This is a genomic window from Clostridioides sp. ES-S-0001-03 (genome assembly GCF_020676075.1).
GTDB lineage: Bacteria > Bacillota > Clostridia > Peptostreptococcales > Peptostreptococcaceae > Clostridioides.
The window spans coordinates 13,543-31,945 of the sequence record NZ_JACVWJ010000013.1 but is presented as its reverse complement, the minus strand read 5'-3'; the positions used below and the strand labels follow the sequence as shown (position 1 = coordinate 31,945).

The window sequence follows — 18,403 nt, the reverse complement described above, 5'->3', positions numbered from 1 at the left end:
TTTTTTGTATGATAAAACTCACTGATGAAGAATTTAAAATTCTTGGAAACTATATAAAAAAAGAGTACGGAATTGATTTAAGCAAAAAAAGAGTATTAATTGAAGGACGACTATATAATACAATGCGAGAGAGAAAGTTTAGTTCTTTTAGTCAATATATGAACCTATTATTTAGAGATAAGACAGGAAATGAAGCTATAAATTTAATAAATAGGTTGAGCACAAATCATACATTTTTTATGAGAGAACATCAGCATTTTGAGTATATGTATAATAATATACTTCCTTTTTGGGAAGAAAATAATAAACTCAGAAACTTAAATATATGGAGTGCAGGTTGCTCTAGTGGAGAAGAAGCATATTCAATAGCTATGACTTTAGATGATTATTTTGGGAGTAGGAAAGACCTGTGGAATATTAAAATTATAGCCACAGATATTTCAATGAATTCACTTGAAAAAGCTAAAAGAGCTGTATACACAGAAGCAAATGTTGATAATGTTCCAAAATTATGGAAGAAAAAATATTTCATAGATAATAAAGATGGTACATTTAAAGTTTGTGATAAGATTAGAAAAAGTGTATTTTTTAAACCATTCAATTTAATTGAAGATTTCTCACATCAACTTTTTGATTTGATTTTTTGTAGAAATGTTATGATTTATTTCGATTTAAAAACAAAAGAAGAGCTTATAAATAAATTTTATGATGTAACTAAAAAAGATGGATTTTTATTTGTAGGTCATGCAGAGATAGTAAATAGAAGAAATACAGAATACGACTATGTAAAACCTGCTGTTTATAAAAAATAGAAGAATATTTTAGATATATGATTTTGTGGGGGCGGTAATGTGGAAAATATTAATAACAGGGTCATTGCTATAGGCGCATCTATAGGTGGAACAGAAGCAATACTTGAGATTATAAAAGACTTACCAAAATCTACACCAGGGGTTGTTGTAGCTCAACATATGCCAGCTATATTTACTGAGATGTATGCACAACGACTTGATAAGCAGTGTATTATGAATGTAAGAGAAGCTAAAAATAATGATAGAGTAGAGCAAGGAAATGTACTTATTGCACCTGGTGGATATCAAATGAAATTACATTTAGATAAAGATGGGTATTATGTAACTTGTGAAGAAGGTGAAAGAATAAGTGGACATTGTCCATCTGTAGATGTTTTGTTTGATTCAGTAGCACAAGTAGCAGGTAAAAACTCAGTAGGAATAATACTTACAGGAATGGGTTCAGATGGAGCAACTGGACTTTTGAAAATGAGAGAGAAAGGTTCATTTACAATTGGGCAAGATAAAAATTCTTGCATTGTATATGGAATGCCAATGGTAGCATTTGATAGAGGTTCTGTTGTAATCCAATTACCACTTGATAAAATTTCAAGTTGTCTGATAAGTCATCTTAATATTTGAAAAGAAAAAGATTAATTTTTATAAATAAAAATTAATCTTTTATTAAATTATATGGATAAAAAACCCTAGAAACTCCAAATATAATAAGAGAGATTTATATTTAGGAGGAAAATAATAAGATGAAATTTTTTAAAGTAAATACGAAAGCTAGAGTTTTAAGATATGTGTTTGTTTTATCCTTGACTATAATAGCTATTTTAGCAATTAAACATGACTATAGATATAATAATTTGGGGAAAGATGCTTTACTTAATCTAAATAAAGACAAAGAAGCTGTAAGCGTTATGAGTAATCAATCATTGCCAAAAGATACTACAAATAGTAAACAAACTTTATCAGTAAGTACAATAGGAAGTAAGACAATAGTGAAAAATGATGAATATATAGAAAGTACTATAAATATGCCTATAATAACAAATTCAAATAAGATTGTTGAAAGGTCTACAAATGATAGAATAAAAAATGATATATTTGAATTTTATAACAAATCGTATAAAGAGGCAAAACAATACCTTAAAGATAATCCTGATGAAGAAAATAAATTTGTTGCAAATGTAGACTTTGAACTTAAAAAGAATACTGATTCTGCTCTTAGTATAAAGGTAAGATATTATACTTACAGTGGTGGAGCACATGGTTATTATCAAGATATAGCTTATAATGTAGATATGAGAACAGGGAAGTTTTTAGAATTAATGGACCTATTTAAAGATAATACTAAATATAAAGAAGTTATAGATGAGGAAATTAAACAACAAATAACTGATTTAGAAAAGAAAGATAAAGAAAATGTAGGAATATATAATTTTAAAGGGATAAAAGAAAATCAAAATTTTTATTTGCAAGATGATAACTTAGTTATATATTTTGATTTATACGATATAACTCCATATGCAGCAGGAATACCAGAATTTTCAATAAACAAAAAACTAATAAGCTATATGTTAAAATCGGAGTATGTAGATTTGTTTAATATGAAATAGGATTATTTAATTTGAAATATATTTATTTAATATGAAATAGAATTTGTATTAAAATGTTATGTTATAATATCTAGCATAGAAACTTATTAAAATTGGGGGTATATAAAATGCTACTTTTAAAAAAAGACGACATAAAAAAAGTATTTACTATGAGAGATGCAATTGAGGCTGATAAAGAGGCTTTTAGAATTTATTGTGAAGGAAAAAGTGTAACTCCTTTGAGAACTAATATACCAGTTCCAAGTCAGGATGCTAGTATGTTATTTATGCCAGGATATGTAGAGGACTTAGGGTGTGCAGGAATAAAAATTGTATCTGTATTCCCTAAAAATGCTCAAAAAGGCAAACCAGTAATTCCAGCAACAGTATTATTATTAGATGGGGAGACTGGAGAAGTATGTGCTGCTTTAGATGGTACTTATATAACTCAAGTTCGTACTGGTGCAGCATCTGGTGCAGCTATAGATGTTTTAGCCAAAAAAGATTCTAAGATAGGGGCTTTAATAGGCTTGGGAGGACAAGGTGAGTCACAACTTGAAGCTATGTTAGAAGCTAGAAATTTAGATGAAGTAAGAGTTTTCAGTAGAAATAAAGAAAGTAGAGAAAAATTTGCAAAAGAGATGAACTTAAAGCTAAGTAAATATAATACTAAAATAGTTGCAGCTGAGTCATCTGATGAAGCCATAGATAATGCTGATGTAATAGTTTTAGCAACAACATCAAAAAAACCAGTATTTGATGGAAATTTGGTTAAAAAGGGAGCATTAGTGAGTGCTGTAGGTTCATACTTACCAGATATGCAAGAGATGTGTCCAACTTGTTTAACTAGAGCATCTAAGATATTTTTTGAATCAACAGATGCAGTTTTATCAGAATCAGGAGATATATTAATTCCTCTAGAAGAAGGTAAAATAAGCAAAGCTGATTTTAGTGGTGATTTGGGAAATGTTATAAATGGAACTATTTCCGGAAGAGAAAATGATGACGAAATAATTGTGTTTAAAAGTGTCGGAATAGGTGTACAAGATGTCGTAACAGCGAAAAGAATATATGATAAAGCAAAAGATAGAGGGATTGGAATAGATTGGGAATGGTAAAATTTTCAAAATAAACTTATAATTAGACAAAATTATGCTATAATATTAATAAATAAATTTTTTTATTCAATTAACTGAGGGAGGATATTTGTATGAAAATGGTAAAAAAATTAATCTTATCTTCTATTATGGCTTTAGTTTTAGTTCTAACTATAGGCTGTTCTAATGCAGAAGAAAAAGTAAAGTCGAATTTTGAAGCTAATTTAGCAGCACTAGAAATGTATAAATACGATGAAAAAGGCATTTCTGATGCTTTAACAGAAGCTGAATATAAACAAATTCAAACTTATAATAACACAGATAAAGTTTCAATGCTTGCTCAATTAACACCTCTTTATGGAAAAGAGAATGCTGAAAAGATATATGACACAATTGTTAAATTAATACAAGGTGTTGAAAAGACAGTAACAGTAGATTCTTCTAGTAAGGATAAGATAACTTTAAAAGTTGTAAGTAAAGCATTGGATACTAGTAAAGTAATGTCTGAGGCAAACGATTTAGTAAAATCATATGTAACTGATAAAAATAATTACAATAAAGCAGAAAAAGAAGTTCAAGATGATATGGCAAAAATGATTATAGACCTTTATAACAAAAAGCCAACGAAAGATGTTACAACTTCAATTACATATACAAAAAAAGATGGTAAATGGCAACCACCTAGCAATATACAAAAATTATGTGAAGGAATATATACAATTTAATTTATTTTAAAGACACTAAAACTATCTTTTAAACATATAATAAACTGTTTGAAAGATAGTTTATTTTATTATTTATTGAATACTATTTTTCAAATTTGTTTGATATACTTGGCAATTTTGACTATATAAAACTTTCAATACAATTATGCTATATCTTGATAAAACATGGTGAATAATTGTGTGTTATATAGTCGAAAATATGATATATTAATATTATATTATATGATAAAAGTTTATTTATATGCTTTTAGGGAGATTTTTTATATAAAATGAAAGGGGTGTTTTTTATGTTATCAAGGCAAGAATTAAAAAGAGTATCAAAAGCTCAGTTATCTGGAAACTGGGGAACATGTGCAATTAATATGGCAATATATATTGCGTTGATAGTAGCTATATCATTTATAGGATTGCCTTTTGAACCCTTAACTACTATCATAGTAGCGATAATAGGTTTTTTAGTTGCAGCAGGATTTACATGTATGTTTTTAAAGATTACTAAAGATAAAAAAGTCAAGATGGGAGATATCTTCGTAAATGGAAGAATTTATTTAAGAAGTTTTGGACTTTATATATTAGAATCAATTGCTGTTTATATTTATTCTTTTATAATCACAATTATCGGAGCATTTTTGTCATTTGGAGTTTTACTCACTAGTGGAGCAATTGAATACCTATCAAGTAATAATGTTGGAGTAGGAACTGTAATTTCTACTGCCATAACTCTAGTTATTATAGTAATTGTGTTGATGTTGCCAGTTTATATATTGTTATTATACATTTCTCAAGCTGCTTTTTTAATATGTGAAGATAAAGATAATCTTGGTGTATTTAAAGCAATGGGTGCTAGTTTAGATATGATGAAGGGTAATGTACTTAAACTATTTATATTAAATCTTAGCTTTATAGGATGGTATATATTGACTATATTTACTTTAGGAATAGGTTTGTTATGGTTAATTCCATATATAGGAGTTACTAATTGTAATTTCTATAGAGAATTATTAAAAGATAATCCAGATGTAGAAGATATATTATTAGATAAGGAAAAATCTTATTCTATGTATTAAGATGGTTTTATAGTTAAATAAAATAAAGCTTTATTTAGATATTAAAGTATAAAAATGACAAGACTGTCTTTTACAAGAACTATTTCTTTAAAGGACAGTTTTTGTTATTAAAAAAATAAATGGTTGACATCACATAGACTACTGTGATAGTTTTAAATTATAATATTGACTATTGTGATAACCATATTTGAGGAGCGATTTTATATGGAAATAAAATTATTTGATTCAGAACTTAAGGTGATGGAAGTTCTATGGGAGATAGGAGAAAGTAAAGCAGGGGAATTAGTAAAAGTTTTAAAGGAAGAAACAGGGTGGAATAGAAACACTACGTATACAGTTATAAAAAAATTAGTATCAAAAGGTGCAATAGAAAGAATTGAACCAAACTTTGTTTGTAGACCTTTAATAAGCAAAGAAGAAGTTCAGAAGCATGAAACAGAAAGCTTAATTAATAAAATGTTTGGAGGGTCTTCAGAGAAATTTCTTTCAGCTTTTATTAATAAAGAAAATCTCTCAAGTGATGAGATTACAAAACTTAAACAGATTGTTGAGAAATTAAAGTGAGGTAAGATTAATGTTCACTAAATTGTTAGAAATGAGTGTTACTTCTGGGGTTTTAATTTTAATTGTTATTTTTATAAGAGCATGTTTGTTTAAAAAATTGCCTAAAAAAGTATTTGTATTATTATGGCTAGTTGTTTTGTTTAAACTTTTAGTACCAGTAAGTTTAAATTCTACTTTTAGTATTTATAGCATTATTGAGTCAAATTTTGATGCTCAATTGGGAAATGCATCCGCTGTGGATTATTCAATTAAGAAGAATAATAATTCTATCAGTAAGAATAATTTTGGAGATTCTAAGGCTTTATTCAATCTTGAGAATTTTACAGCATTGGAAATATCAAGTATTTTAACGTTTGGAATTTCTATTACTTTTATTATGTTTTTATGCTTTAAGTATACCAGGACGATTAATCTTTTTAAAACTTCGATACATATAAAAAATCATGAATTTATTAAAAAGTGGGCATATGATAATAGAGGTCTTAGAAAATTCTTTGTTTGTATTTCTGAATTTACTAAAACACCTCTTACAACTGGTATTTTAAAACCGAATATTATTTTGCCAAAACAAATGGACTATAGCAATAACCAAACTCTAAACTTTGTCTTAACTCATGAATTGGTTCATATCAATAGGTTTGACAATATATTGAAGTTGTTTATGATTGTAGCTCTTGCTGTCCATTGGTTCAATCCTTTAGTTTGGGTAATGCTTTTTTTATTGAATAAAGATATAGAATTTAGTTGTGATGAAAAGGTAATGAGTATAGTTGGTGAAGAATATAGAGCTGATTATGCAACTACGCTTATAAGTTTAGCAGAGGAACATAATACATTTCCAATGACACTTTATAACGGATTTGGAAAGACAAAGATAGAAGAAAGAATAGTTAATGTTATGAAGTTTAAAAAATCAACCTATATTACTTTTTTAGTTTCAGCTGTGTTAATTTGTGGGACTAGTGTTGTTTTTGCAACTGGAAATAAAGAAATTGATGAAGTTGAATCTTTTAATCTAATGGAAATTGAGCAAAGTAATAAAAACGACTTTTCAATAGGAGGTCAGCCATTAAAAATAGAATCTAAGATAAATAATACAAATATTTCTGTGGGATTATCAGCTAAAAGTGATGAAAGCATTGATTTAAGTACATCAGAAACATATAAAATGCAGAAAATTACTTCAAAGGTTGATGTAGAAGAAGTGTATTCTAATATGTCAAAGTATTCAGTTGTACCAACTGATAATATTTCTAAGAAGATATCTGTAACAAAAAGTATGAAGATTTTAACAAATAATAAATTGCAGTATAAAGATTCTGAAAGCAACTAGATATATGACAAATAAGGATGGGTTGAGAATTAGGAATACTATCTTAAAATAATTAAATTTATTTTGAGATAGTATTTTTTATTAAAAAATTTTATAGAAATACTTGACACAATTATGACTATTATGATAGTCTAAAGATGTAGTAAATAACTATTGCAATAGTCATAATGAACTACACTACCCAAATAAATCTCTAAGAAAGGAATATAAATTATGAAAATAAAAAAATCCCTTATAAGTGCAATGATGGTATCTGCTATGGTACTAGGAGGAACAGGAGCAGTATTTGCAAGTGGAAATGACGATGTATCTAATATTGAGTTATCTAAGTTTAAATCTCTAGTAGAATCAGGTGTAACTGATGCTGCTGACTTAGAAAAACATGGAGTTGAGTATTATACTTATGAAGAGTACGCTAAGCAGATTGAAGAGTTAAAAGCATATGCTAAAGACTCTTCAGCAGTTAAAGATGTAAGTTCAAAAGACCTTGAAGATACAATTAAGATTATGGAAAAAGATTTAGAAAAGATAAAAACTGAAGGCTTAAAGATAATGAAACCTATCGTAATAGATAATGAAGATGGAACTCAATTGGCAGTTTCTTTATCTAGAGCTGAATAATTAATATTAAATTTTTTAGATATAGGTGGAAAAAGTATTTAAAAAACTAAATAAGCGTAATTAAACATAGTAAACAAGAATAAAACAAGTAACAAATAAACGATAACAAAAGGCTTAAAGTCTATATGAAGATAGAGAAGTAAAAAATAAACAAATTAAATAGTATAAAAATAAATCTAGTCAAAGTAAAAGTATTAAACCCAGTTTGTAATGTTAACATTTTTTATATGTATTAAGAAATGTTAACATTACTTTTTTTATTCAAAATATGGATTTTTACTAAAAAACGTTGTAGAAATACTTGACATAAATATGACTATTATGATAGTCTAAAGGTGTAGTTAATAACTATTGCAATAGTCATTGTGAACTACACTACCCAAATAAATCTCTAAGAAAGGAATATGAGTTATGAAAATAAAAAAATCCCTTATAAGTACAATGATGGCATCTGCTATAGTATTAGGAGGAACAGGAGCAGTATTTGCAGATGGAAGTAGTGATGTATCTAATATTACGTTAGATAAATTTGATTCTCTAATAAAATCAGGAATAACTGAGCCTGCTGACTTAGAAAAATATGGAGTTGAGTATTACACTTATGAAGAATATGCTAAGCGTATTGAAGAATTAAAAGAGTATGCTAAAGACACTACACAAGTTAAAGACTTAAGTTCACAAGACCTTGAAAATACAATTAAGAGTATGGAAAAAGATTTAGAAAAGATAAAAAATGAAGGTTTAAAGATTATGAAACCTATTAGAATAGACAATGGAAATGGATTGATAGGTTTCTATGGTCGTTAAATAATTAAATGATACAAAAGTAAATCTAGACAAAGTAAGAGTACTAATTCAGCTTGTAATGTTAACATTTTTTAATGTATGTTAAGAAATGTTAACATTACTTTTTTTTTATTTAAAATAATATTGAAAATATTATGAAAATTCTAACGAAAATTAATTCTTAATTATTAGAGTCATTAAAATTTAAAGAAAAATGGCAATTTGGTATTTTAAAAGTGAGTTTTAAAAAAATTAAGGCTATTGGCATGGCAATTGCTTAGTAAATAAAATAAGAACAATATTATAAATTTATGGATTCATATTATTATTTGCTATCAATATTTAAATTGTATTGATAATAAATATATAGTTGATAGCTTCTAAAATGTATCGCTAACAAATACACTAAGTTATCAAAGAGGTATTATTTCTAAGGAGGGGGAAAGCATGAAACAATTGCTTACAGGAAATGAGGCAGTAGCACGTGGTGCTTACGAAGCAGGCATATCTTATGCAGCTGCTTATCCAGGAACACCAAGTACTGAAATATTGGAAAATATAGCACTATATAAAGATGACATAATTGCAGAGTGGGCACCAAATGAGAAAGTAGCAGTAGAGTCAGCAATAGGAGCCTCTATTGCAGGAGGTAGAGCCCTTGCAGCTATGAAGCATGTTGGAGTAAATGTTGCTGCAGACCCAATATTTACATATGCATATATGGGAGTAAATGGTGCGATGATTATTGTATCTGGAGATGACCCTGGCATGCACTCATCACAAAATGAACAAGATAATAGACATTATGCTAAATTTGCAAAGATAGCTATGATAGAACCAAGCAACAGCCAAGAATGTAAGGATATGCTAAAGGCTGCGGTTGAGATAAGTGAAAAATACGATACAACAGTTTTATTTAGAATGGTGACTAGAATATGTCATAGTAAAGGACTTGTTGAGTTAGGAGAAAAAGAAGAAACAATTGTAAAAAAATATGAAAGAAATCTTTCTAAGTTTGATGCTATTCCAGCAACTTCAAGAGGATTAAGAATTAAACTTGAAGATAGATTAAAAAAGCTTGAAGAGTTTTCTAATGAAACTGACTTAAACTTTATAGAATGGAATGATAAGAAAATAGGCGTGATAACTTCAGGAGCTTCTTATGAGTATGCTAAAGATGTGTTTGGAGATACTGTATCATATTTAAAATTAGGATTTACATATCCTCTTCCAACAAAGAAGATAAGAGGTTTTGCAGAACAAGTAGAAACTGTTTATGTAATCGAAGAATTAGAACCTTATATAGAAGAACATCTTAAAGAAAATAACATACCATGTATTGGAAAAGAAAAGATACCTAATATAGGTGAGTTAAATCCAGATATTATAGCTCAATCAATTTTGGGAGAAAAAAGAAAACTAATAGAGTATAGCCAAGAAAAAATAGTTGGCAGACCTCCAACTTTATGTGCAGGATGTCCACACAGAGGATTTTTCTATGAGCTAGGAAAGGTTAAAAATGTACTTATAAGTGGAGATATAGGATGTTATGGTCTAGGAGGAGCAGAGCCTTTAAATGCTAAAGATACTTGTATATGTATGGGAGGAGGGCCAGGTGTAGCTCATGGAGCACAAAAGATATTTACTAAAAATAATATTAACATGAGGACTATATCTACAATAGGAGATTCAACATTCTTTCATACAGGAATAAATGGTCTCATAGATATAATCTACAACAAAAGTAATACTGTAACATGTATTCTTGATAATAGAATTACTGGAATGACTGGTCATCAAGAAAATCCTGGAACTGGATTTTCATTGCAAGGTGATGTTACTGAAATGATGGACATTGAGACTATAGTAAAAGCTTTGGGTTGTAAAAATGTAAAGGTAGTTAATCCTAACATGTTGAATGAAGTTAAAGAAGCATTAAATTGGGCTTTATCAATTGATGAACCTTCAGTAATAATCACTAGATGGCCATGTGCATTAAAAAAATTTACAGAAGATGATAAAAAAAGATTCGACCTTACACCATCAATTTGTAGCGTAGATGATGAGAAATGTATTGGATGTAAGAAATGCCTTACAACAGGATGCCCTGCTTTGAGATTTGATAAATCTAAAAAGAAATCAAGTATAAATCAGGCTCAATGTGTAGGATGTACAGTATGTGCACAAGTATGTCCAGTAAATGCTATAAAAAAGGTTGGTGAAAAGTAATGAAAAAGGTTAAAAATGTATTGTTATCAGGAGTAGGAGGTCAGGGTACTGTTTTAGCAAGTAAAATACTTTCTGCTGGTCTTATAGATGCTGGATATGATGTTAAGATGTCAGAGGTTCATGGTATGGGCTCAAAGGGGTGGAAGTGTAACAACACAAGTTAGATATGGAGAAAAAGTACACTCTCCTATACTTGGAAAAGGAGATGTTGACGTATTAGTTTCATTTGAGACTATGGAGGCTTTAAGATATCTTGATTTTCTTAAGCCTGAGGGTAAATTAGTAGTAAATGATTATGAAATGCCTTCTGCACCAATTTTAACAGGTAGAGTGGATTATCCTGAAAATATAATAGACGATATTAAAGAAAAAGTGGATGTAACAGTGATAAAGGCAGTTGATATTGCCAGAGGTTTTGGAAATGAGAAGGTTATGAATGTAGTACTTTTGGGAGCATTGATTAAGGCTTTACAGTTAGAAAATGATATAGATTGGGAAAAGATAGTATCACAACAGGTTAAACCTAAGTTTATAGAAATTAATATAAAAGCTTTAAGAGAAGGAATGAATATTTAGAAAATAAAAATTACAGATAAAAAACTATATAAAGAATCAGAAAAAATAATTATATATAATATACAAAGGGTTAGGAAAGATTAATTATAGATATAATACAAAAAGGGTTAGGAAAGATTAATTAAAAATATAATATATAAAGGGTTAAAAAATAATTTCAAAAGAAAACTATATGTAATAGTTATTTAATGCAATAGCTATTTACTGAGATAGTTATTTAAAAATGAAATTTTATCAATTTAAACATGGAAAATGAATACCTAAGTAAGCAATATTTAATAAATATATTTATATAGAGATAACAATAAAATAAATACTTGAAAGGAAGGAGAACTATTTAGATTATTAAATAGTATTTATAATATGAAAAAAGGCGATTTTATATGGAGTGGAGTTCTTATTTGTCTTATTGCTATTTTAGTGATACCAAGTAGTAGAGCGGTATTTATGGAAGCAACAGGTGCACATCCATATATTGGAGGTTTTTTCAAGTTTGCTGTGTTAGCAACAATGGGAGACTTACTTGGTGCTAGAATTTTGCATAAAGACTGGAAAATACCAGTAGGAATCTTTTACAGAGCCGTAGTTTGGGGAATTATAGGTGTAGTTACAACATATGCTATGTCAATTTACTCAGCAGGTGTAGGGCAGGCACAAGTAGATGGTATGCTTCCATTTGAAGGAATAGCTTTTGCAAATGCTCTATTTAAGAGTGCAACTATGAATATATTAATGTCACCAACTGTATTTTTATTCCATAAGGTTATGGATTGCTTTATAGATAAAAAATACGAAGTTGGAAAGGGTGTTAAGGTAGTTCTTAAAGATGTAGTAAATGTTGTAGACTGGAATGCATATCTTGGTTTTAGTGTTTTGAAAACTATACCATTTTTCTGGATACCATGTCATACAATTGTATTCTTGTTCCCTGCTGAATATAGAGTAATTGCCTCTGCCTTTGCATCTATAGCTCTAGGATTAATTTTAGCATTAGCCAATAAATCTAAAGCTACAAATTAAGATTATTAATAAAGTTAGAGTTATTAAGTTAGAATTATTGATTGCTGTTTTTAAGAAGCTTAAAATCCCCCATTTAAGAGTTTTAAGGTTCTAAAATAATAAGTTATAACTACAAAAAATGGCTGCTAAGACTATTATGATTATAGGTTAAAAAACTTATAACAGATAGTAGTTTATAACAGCCATTTTTTATGTTAAGCTAATAAGTTAGTTAAAATCTAAATGAGAGGATTTAAAGAAGCTATTCTAGTTGTAGCTACGTAAACCCTGGATATTTCATACCATGTCTTAAAGTCAACTACTCCAGTTTGAGGTAAACCAAAAATTCCTTGGAATATTTTTACAGAATTTTCTGTATCTGTACCATAGATTCCATCTTCCCTCACTTTTGGTATAGCTGGATAAGAATTAGATATAGCATTTAACTGGTTTTGTATAGTTCTAACGTATTGTCCAGAAGAACCAACTTGTAGTGTAGTTCCAGGAAATGATACTGGTACACCACTAACTACTGGAGCTTTTTCAAACACTATTTCGTCTCCATAGAAATATCTTAGTATTCTTTCATAATCGTATCCTTGGTCACCTAGGTCCTTACTACCCCATTGAGTCATTTGATTAGGACATTGAGATTTTTGACCATCACAATATTGAGCTAGTAGTGGCTGTCTTGATGTAGGAGGTCTTTTTATAAATGTATTAAATATAGCATCTACAACTACGTTAATTGGTTCAAATAAGTTTCTATTGTTTATAAATTTATGGTCATATGCTGTTGATGAGGTGATTGTAAAGTTATATCCTTTGTTTCTGTACCATTCAGTAAAGACTCTATTTAAAGTAAATGATATTATAGCTATTACATTTGCGTAGATTGTCTGCTCAGGCCAAGTTGAATATATTTCAGATGAGGCTATGTTTTTAATGTACTCTTTAAATGGAATCCAATAATTTGCCGCTGATGTATTTTCTGGCAAACCATCATGAACTACTATAAATTCAGGTACTACAGGGTTATCTAATACAACAAAACCAGTAGGTGGTGGTAATGGTTTTAGGTTACTTTCTGGAATTTTAGGAGGATAAGTACCATATAAAGTATGTTCTCCTATATCAAAAATCAATTCACTTTGTCTTGAGAAGGAACGCTTACTTCTTGTTCTAGGAAACATAGGAACTCCTTGTCTCGCCTCAATTGTAGCTAGTAACTGTGTCCCTTCTATAACAACTGTCTCATATCCATCAGCTATAGCTTCTACTATATACTGGCTGTAAGGTCTAACATCAGATGGTTGTAGAGAGTAATCTACATCTGGTGCTGGTAATACTAATCCAGTCACTTGGCCAGATTCATTACTTATTAGGTTCTGGTATAAAGTTGATGAGCTTTGGCTACCATTAGACATTGAATATATGTTTACTGTTGCATTTTGAATGGGTCTATTGTTAGTAGCATCAATTATACTTACTGTTAAGAAACCATCTTGCATCAAATCACCCTTTCTTTAAATGAATTTAGTTCCCTTATATTTCAAGATATGAATATGACTTGAGATTTGTTAAATAATATAGATATAAATTTAAATTTTTTTAAGTATTTTTAACCTATCAAATGATAAAGAGTTTAGTATATAAATTTGAGTGTAGAAAAATTTAAAATAAAAGCTGAAAGAAAATAAATTAAAAGTAAGTGTATATTTAAAACACAAATAAACTAAAAATAAGTAGTAATTATAAAACATGAATGAATTAAAAACTTTGAAAGGAAAATTACCTATGAAGCTGGATTTATTTTTATTAGCAGTAGTACCTATATTAATAGGTATGTTTTGGATAAGATCTAAAGATAAATATTGTAGAGAGCCACTAATCCATTTAATTAAATTTTTTATGATAGGTGCTTTTTTAAGTGTTATAATTATTCTTTTAGAAAATCTATTAATGAAGTTTAATGTATTTGAAGGATATTCAGAATTATTATATGTATCATTTATAGTTGCAGGTCTTGTGGAAGAAGGTGTAAAAGCTTTAATACTAATTCCTTCATTGATTAAAGAAAAGCATTTTACTGAAAAATTAGATGGTATTATTTATTCTGTATTTTTATCTTTAGGATTTGCAACAATTGAAAATATAGTTTATATTTTCTCTGAAAGTAGAAATTTAGCACTACAGGTTGGTATTAATAGAGCAGTTATCTCCATTCCAGCTCATGTAATGTTTGCTATTACTATGGGATATTATATTTCTAAGTATAAGTTTGAGGGGAATGAAATTAAAAAACGTGAATACTTATTTATGGCTGTATTAATTCCGATTTTATTACATGGAGTTTTTGATTTTATATTGATGATAGAATATAGATGGGCTATTATATTATTTATAGTTTATGTCATAATTTTGTGGAAAATAAATCTTGATAAACTTGAAAAATATATGAATAACTCTAAAAAAGTGTTTTTTGGAAACTTAAAGAAAAAGAAAAGAAAATAAATGACGAACAAGTAACGCAGATAAAAAGGGGGATTATAAATTTGGCAAATTTACCAAAAGAATTTTTAGAAGATATTAGAGAAATACTAGAAGATGAATATGATGATTTTATAAAAAGTTATAATGAAGAAAAGACTACTGGTCTTAGAATAAATACACTAAAAATTGATAAAGAAAAACTATTGAATTTAAATTTATTTGATTTATATCAGATACCATGGGCAGATGAAGGTTTTTATTATGATGATAAAATTAATAGGCCTGGTAGAAATCCATTACATGAGGCTGGAGCATATTATTTACAAGAGCCTTCTGCAATGAGTGTAATACCAAAAGCAGATATTAAAGAAGGAGATAAAGTACTTGATATGTGTGCTGCACCTGGTGGCAAATCTACATATATATTATCTAGATTAAACAACACAGGTTTATTGGTTTCTAATGAGATTAATACAAGTAGAATTAAAGCTCTAGGAGAAAACTTAGAACGATTTGGGGCGAGAAATTGTATAATAACAAATACTGATTCTAATAGCTTAAGAAAGACATTTAATGGGTATTTTGATAAGGTGATTATAGATGCTCCTTGTTCTGGGCAAGGGATGTTTAGAAAAGATGAAGTGGCCATCTTAGATTGGAGTCAGGCAAAAGTAATTGAATGCCAATCTATTCAAAAAGAGATTATAAGAGATGGATATAAAATGTTAAAGAAAGATGGTATTTTAATTTACTCAACATGTACTTTTTCAAAAGAGGAGAATGAACATGTTATAAATGAGTTTATCAGTGAATATCCACATGCAGAACTTGTTGAGATGGAAAGGCTATGGCCTCATAAAATAAAGGGAGAAGGTCATTTTGTAGCTAAGATAAAAAAATTAGAAGAAGAAGAAAGTAATGTAAAAGAATTAAAAATAAAAAATTTAGATAAAGAAATAAAGGATTATAGGGAGTTTGAAAAGAAATTTTTAAAGACTGATTTTTATAGTAATAAAAAAAATAAATTTTATTTAAGAGGAGAAAATTTGTACCTACTTCCTGAAATATATCCAGATACAAAAAAACTAAAAGTATTGAGATACGGTTTGCATTTAGGGGTTTTAAAGAAGAATAGATTTGAGCCTTCTCATGCATTATCTCATTACTTAAAAGTTGAAGATGTAAAAAACGTTGAAAACTTTAGTGTACAAAGCGAATCGATTCTTAAATATTTAAAAGGGGATGTTATAAATTCTAATGAAAGTAGAGGATGGGTTTTGGTATCAGTTGAAGATATACCTTTAGGTTGGGGAAAAGAATCTGCTGGTACAATTAAGAATCATTACCCTAAAGGTCTTAGAAAAGTATTTTAAACTATTAGAAAAAAGAAGTATAATATTTATATTGTAAGTTTATGGTAGATTAGTTTTGCTGTAGATTGACTTAATATTGAACACAGAGGAGACGATTTTAGTGGGTGAAGCAGTTAAAAAAGAAGTTGTAGAGTGGATAAAAGTGATTGTCATAGCTCTTGTTTTGGCATTTGCAATAACGCGTTTTATAGTGCCAACAATAGTTAAAGGAGAATCAATGTATCCTACGCTTGTAGAACGTGATTATTTGATAGTCAATAGAATTGCGTACAAAGTAGGAGAGCCAAAATACAAAGATATAATAGTATTCAAAACCGACTTAGCAGAAGAAAATGGAAAGAAAAAAGATTTAGTAAAAAGAGTTATCGGGGTTCCTGGTGACCATGTAAAGATAAAAGACTCCAAGGTATATGTAAATGATAAATTGTTAGATGAAGTTTCCTATATACATAATAATCGTACTGATGGAGATATTGATATAGTAGTTCCAGAAGGAAAATTATTTGCAATGGGAGACAATAGAGAAAGAAGTTTAGATAGTAGATACGATGAGGTTGGATTGGTCGACGAGCACACCGTTCTAGGAAAAGTTCTAGTCAGATTGTATCCATTTTCTAAGATAGGAACTATTGACTAAACATTATAAATATAAAATTTGGAGCAATCGCTGATTAACTGAAATCACCAGACCATACACAATAGTTGTCTATATAAAAAAGACAACACCTTATTTAGTAGACTTATCTAAAAGATAGTGCTTAAAAGTAGCATTATCAATAAAGATAATATAACTATAAAGGAGAATTTGTGAATGAATGAAACTATTAAAGAAGAGATTGTAGAGTGGATAAAAATAATTATTACTGCACTTTTTTTGGCATTTATTATAACTCGCTTTATAAAACCAACATTAGTAAATGGAGAATCAATGTACCCAACACTTAAACCACACGATTACTTAGTGGCAAATAGAATAACATATAAATTATCAGAACCAAAATGTGGAGATATAATGATATTTAAGACTGACTTGTTGCAAGATAATGGGAGAAAAAAAGAGTTAGTAAAAAGGGTTATAGGTGTACCAGGAGACCATTTAAAAATTAAAGATTCTAAGGTTTATATAAATGGTAAGTTATTAAATGAAGTTTCATATATACATGATAATTATACTGAAGGCGAGATTGATATGGTGATTCCTCAAGGTAAAGTATTTGCTATGGGAGATAATAGAGAAGTAAGTTTAGATAGTAGGTATAAAGAAGTAGGATTAGTGGATGAACAAAATATTAAAGGAAAAGTTATTTTAAGAGTGTTTCCTTTTACACAAATAGGTATTTTTGAGTAGGTGATTTGTATGGCAGTTGGTGTGGCATCTTTGTTATTTAATATTGAGGGTGCTTTAAAACTTTGTGAAAGTACAAAGGAAATAACTCATTTGGAAATTGGTATTGATAATATATATGAATGTAGTGAGTTATGTAAATATAAGCAGAGAATTTCTAAACTAGGGTTGTCTATAGGGATACATTTACCTATGGAATTAAACACTTGTGAAAATATAGAATATATACGAGCTTCATGGATAAGTTTTATTGAGAAGATAGAATTAGAGCTAAAAGGATTTGATATAAGGTACTTTAATCTTCATTTGGGTTATGTTATGACAAATAGACTTAAAAATAATAGGGACAAGTATTTAGATAATAGTGTAGATTTTTTTAATAAAATAAATACAGATTCACATATTTGTATAGAGAATACTTATTCAAAAGGTGGGGATTTTTCAAATATTGGAAATATATCCTATGATTTTGAATATATATTTAAGAGGATTAAAAATTCTAAGATTTGTTTTTGTTACGATACTGGACACTGTTTAATTGATGAGGATGATTATTTAAATAACTTGAAAGATAAGATAAAATTGATACATTTAAGTGATAATGATGGTATCAATGATATACATGTTGGTATAGGAAGAGGTATTTTATCTGAAGAGAGTGTTAAAGAGGTTTTAAAATTAGATGCAGAATATTTAGTATTAGAAATAAATTACGAAGACATTGAAGATACTATAAGTAAATTGAATCATATTGTAGGAGAGGGTTAAATACCTCTCTTTATCTTGTTGATATGCCTCGT

20 protein-coding genes are annotated in these 18,403 nt (G+C 28.5%); 19 read left to right on the top strand and 1 reads right to left on the bottom strand.

The window, feature by feature from the left end:
- Positions 1-8 precede the first annotated feature (8 nt).
- The 14 genes from IC174_RS18790 to IC174_RS18730 all read left to right on the top strand — a co-directional run bounded on the left by IC174_RS18790 (position 9) and on the right by IC174_RS18730 (position 12,413).
- Complete coding sequence (locus tag IC174_RS18790; RefSeq protein WP_227483651.1) at positions 9-812, top strand: CheR family methyltransferase; 804 nt, start codon at positions 9-11, stop codon at positions 810-812.
- Positions 813-851: 39 nt separating this feature from the next.
- A complete protein-coding gene (locus IC174_RS18785) occupies positions 852-1,433 on the top strand; it encodes a CheB methylesterase domain-containing protein (protein WP_227483650.1) in 582 nt (193 codons plus the stop codon).
- Positions 1,434-1,552: 119 nt separating this feature from the next.
- A complete protein-coding gene (locus IC174_RS18780; protein WP_227483649.1) occupies positions 1,553-2,416 on the top strand; it encodes a DUF3298 and DUF4163 domain-containing protein in 864 nt (287 codons plus the stop codon).
- A gap of 107 nt (positions 2,417-2,523) precedes the next feature.
- Entirely contained in the window at positions 2,524-3,513 is a 990-nt protein-coding gene (locus tag IC174_RS18775; RefSeq protein ID WP_227433628.1) for an ornithine cyclodeaminase family protein, read from the top strand.
- Positions 3,514-3,605: 92 nt separating this feature from the next.
- Positions 3,606-4,217 (top strand): hypothetical protein, encoded by a 612-nt coding sequence (locus IC174_RS18770; protein WP_227433627.1) that lies wholly within the window; start codon positions 3,606-3,608, stop codon positions 4,215-4,217.
- Positions 4,218-4,504: 287 nt separating this feature from the next.
- Entirely contained in the window at positions 4,505-5,284 is a 780-nt protein-coding gene (locus tag IC174_RS18765; RefSeq protein ID WP_227433626.1) for a DUF975 family protein, read from the top strand.
- 204 nt (positions 5,285-5,488) lie between these two features.
- Positions 5,489-5,848 carry a BlaI/MecI/CopY family transcriptional regulator gene (locus tag IC174_RS18760; RefSeq protein ID WP_227433625.1) on the top strand — a complete coding sequence of 120 codons (360 nt, stop codon included), beginning with the start codon at positions 5,489-5,491 and terminating at the stop codon, positions 5,846-5,848.
- Between the two features lie 10 nt (positions 5,849-5,858).
- Positions 5,859-7,181, top strand: coding sequence for a M56 family metallopeptidase (locus IC174_RS18755; RefSeq protein ID WP_227433624.1), 1,323 nt, complete (start codon positions 5,859-5,861; stop codon positions 7,179-7,181).
- A gap of 213 nt (positions 7,182-7,394) precedes the next feature.
- Entirely contained in the window at positions 7,395-7,802 is a 408-nt protein-coding gene (locus IC174_RS18750; protein WP_227433623.1) for a hypothetical protein, read from the top strand.
- 411 nt (positions 7,803-8,213) lie between these two features.
- A complete protein-coding gene (locus IC174_RS18745) occupies positions 8,214-8,609 on the top strand; it encodes a hypothetical protein (RefSeq protein ID WP_227433622.1) in 396 nt (131 codons plus the stop codon).
- Between the two features lie 426 nt (positions 8,610-9,035).
- On the top strand, positions 9,036-10,817 hold the full coding sequence (gene iorA, locus IC174_RS18740; protein WP_227433621.1) for an indolepyruvate ferredoxin oxidoreductase subunit alpha: 1,782 nt from the start codon (positions 9,036-9,038) through the stop codon (positions 10,815-10,817).
- Positions 10,817-10,981: a hypothetical protein gene (locus tag IC174_RS21475; protein ID WP_413927208.1), complete on the top strand. Its 165-nt coding sequence runs from the start codon at positions 10,817-10,819 to the stop codon at positions 10,979-10,981. Before iorA ends, IC174_RS21475 begins: the two co-directional genes overlap by 1 nt.
- Positions 10,938-11,393 carry an indolepyruvate oxidoreductase subunit beta gene (locus tag IC174_RS18735; RefSeq protein WP_413927207.1) on the top strand — a complete coding sequence of 152 codons (456 nt, stop codon included), beginning with the start codon at positions 10,938-10,940 and terminating at the stop codon, positions 11,391-11,393. The genes IC174_RS21475 and IC174_RS18735 overlap by 44 nt, the downstream gene beginning before the upstream one ends.
- A gap of 363 nt (positions 11,394-11,756) precedes the next feature.
- A complete protein-coding gene (locus IC174_RS18730; protein ID WP_227433619.1) occupies positions 11,757-12,413 on the top strand; it encodes a hypothetical protein in 657 nt (218 codons plus the stop codon).
- A 218-nt stretch (positions 12,414-12,631) separates the two neighbouring features.
- On the opposite strand, the gene sleC is transcribed toward IC174_RS18730, so the two are convergent.
- Positions 12,632-13,903, bottom strand: coding sequence for a spore cortex-lytic germination protein SleC (sleC, locus tag IC174_RS18725; RefSeq protein WP_227433618.1), 1,272 nt, complete (start codon positions 13,901-13,903; stop codon positions 12,632-12,634).
- 250 nt (positions 13,904-14,153) lie between these two features.
- Here sleC and IC174_RS18720 point away from each other — a divergent pair, with 250 nt between their 5' ends.
- The 5 genes from IC174_RS18720 (at position 14,154) to IC174_RS18700 (ending at position 18,371) form a co-directional block, all read left to right on the top strand.
- A complete protein-coding gene (locus IC174_RS18720; RefSeq protein ID WP_227483648.1) occupies positions 14,154-14,906 on the top strand; it encodes a PrsW family intramembrane metalloprotease in 753 nt (250 codons plus the stop codon).
- 41 nt (positions 14,907-14,947) lie between these two features.
- Positions 14,948-16,258, top strand: coding sequence for an RsmB/NOP family class I SAM-dependent RNA methyltransferase (locus IC174_RS18715; RefSeq protein WP_227433616.1), 1,311 nt, complete (start codon positions 14,948-14,950; stop codon positions 16,256-16,258).
- 100 nt (positions 16,259-16,358) lie between these two features.
- Positions 16,359-16,895, top strand: coding sequence for a signal peptidase I (gene lepB / locus IC174_RS18710; protein ID WP_227483647.1), 537 nt, complete (start codon positions 16,359-16,361; stop codon positions 16,893-16,895).
- 174 nt (positions 16,896-17,069) lie between these two features.
- On the top strand, positions 17,070-17,606 hold the full coding sequence (lepB, locus tag IC174_RS18705; RefSeq protein WP_227433614.1) for a signal peptidase I: 537 nt from the start codon (positions 17,070-17,072) through the stop codon (positions 17,604-17,606).
- A gap of 9 nt (positions 17,607-17,615) precedes the next feature.
- Complete coding sequence (locus tag IC174_RS18700; protein ID WP_227433613.1) at positions 17,616-18,371, top strand: sugar phosphate isomerase/epimerase family protein; 756 nt, start codon at positions 17,616-17,618, stop codon at positions 18,369-18,371.
- The last annotated feature ends 32 nt before the right edge of the window (positions 18,372-18,403 follow it).

Bases quoted from the DNA above. Each gene is read 5' to 3' on its own strand.
- IC174_RS18790 (WP_227483651.1), top strand. From the start codon at position 9: ATGATAAAACTCACTGATGAAGAATTTAAAATTCTTGGAAACTATATA.
- IC174_RS18780 (WP_227483649.1), top strand. From the start codon at position 1,553: ATGAAATTTTTTAAAGTAAATACGAAAGCTAGAGTTTTAAGATATGTG.
- IC174_RS18775 (WP_227433628.1), top strand. From the start codon at position 2,524: ATGCTACTTTTAAAAAAAGACGACATAAAAAAAGTATTTACTATGAGA.
- IC174_RS18770 (WP_227433627.1), top strand. From the start codon at position 3,606: ATGAAAATGGTAAAAAAATTAATCTTATCTTCTATTATGGCTTTAGTT.
- IC174_RS18765 (WP_227433626.1), top strand. From the start codon at position 4,505: ATGTTATCAAGGCAAGAATTAAAAAGAGTATCAAAAGCTCAGTTATCT.
- IC174_RS18760 (WP_227433625.1), top strand. From the start codon at position 5,489: ATGGAAATAAAATTATTTGATTCAGAACTTAAGGTGATGGAAGTTCTA.
- IC174_RS18755 (WP_227433624.1), top strand. From the start codon at position 5,859: ATGTTCACTAAATTGTTAGAAATGAGTGTTACTTCTGGGGTTTTAATT.
- IC174_RS18750 (WP_227433623.1), top strand. From the start codon at position 7,395: ATGAAAATAAAAAAATCCCTTATAAGTGCAATGATGGTATCTGCTATG.
- IC174_RS18745 (WP_227433622.1), top strand. From the start codon at position 8,214: ATGAAAATAAAAAAATCCCTTATAAGTACAATGATGGCATCTGCTATA.
- iorA (WP_227433621.1), top strand. From the start codon at position 9,036: ATGAAACAATTGCTTACAGGAAATGAGGCAGTAGCACGTGGTGCTTAC.
- IC174_RS21475 (WP_413927208.1), top strand. From the start codon at position 10,817: ATGAAAAAGGTTAAAAATGTATTGTTATCAGGAGTAGGAGGTCAGGGT.
- IC174_RS18735 (WP_413927207.1), top strand. From the start codon at position 10,938: ATGGTATGGGCTCAAAGGGGTGGAAGTGTAACAACACAAGTTAGATAT.
- IC174_RS18730 (WP_227433619.1), top strand. From the start codon at position 11,757: ATGAAAAAAGGCGATTTTATATGGAGTGGAGTTCTTATTTGTCTTATT.
- sleC (WP_227433618.1), bottom strand. From the start codon at position 13,903: ATGCAAGATGGTTTCTTAACAGTAAGTATAATTGATGCTACTAACAAT.
- IC174_RS18720 (WP_227483648.1), top strand. From the start codon at position 14,154: ATGAATGAATTAAAAACTTTGAAAGGAAAATTACCTATGAAGCTGGAT.
- lepB (WP_227433614.1), top strand. From the start codon at position 17,070: ATGAATGAAACTATTAAAGAAGAGATTGTAGAGTGGATAAAAATAATT.
- IC174_RS18700 (WP_227433613.1), top strand. From the start codon at position 17,616: ATGGCAGTTGGTGTGGCATCTTTGTTATTTAATATTGAGGGTGCTTTA.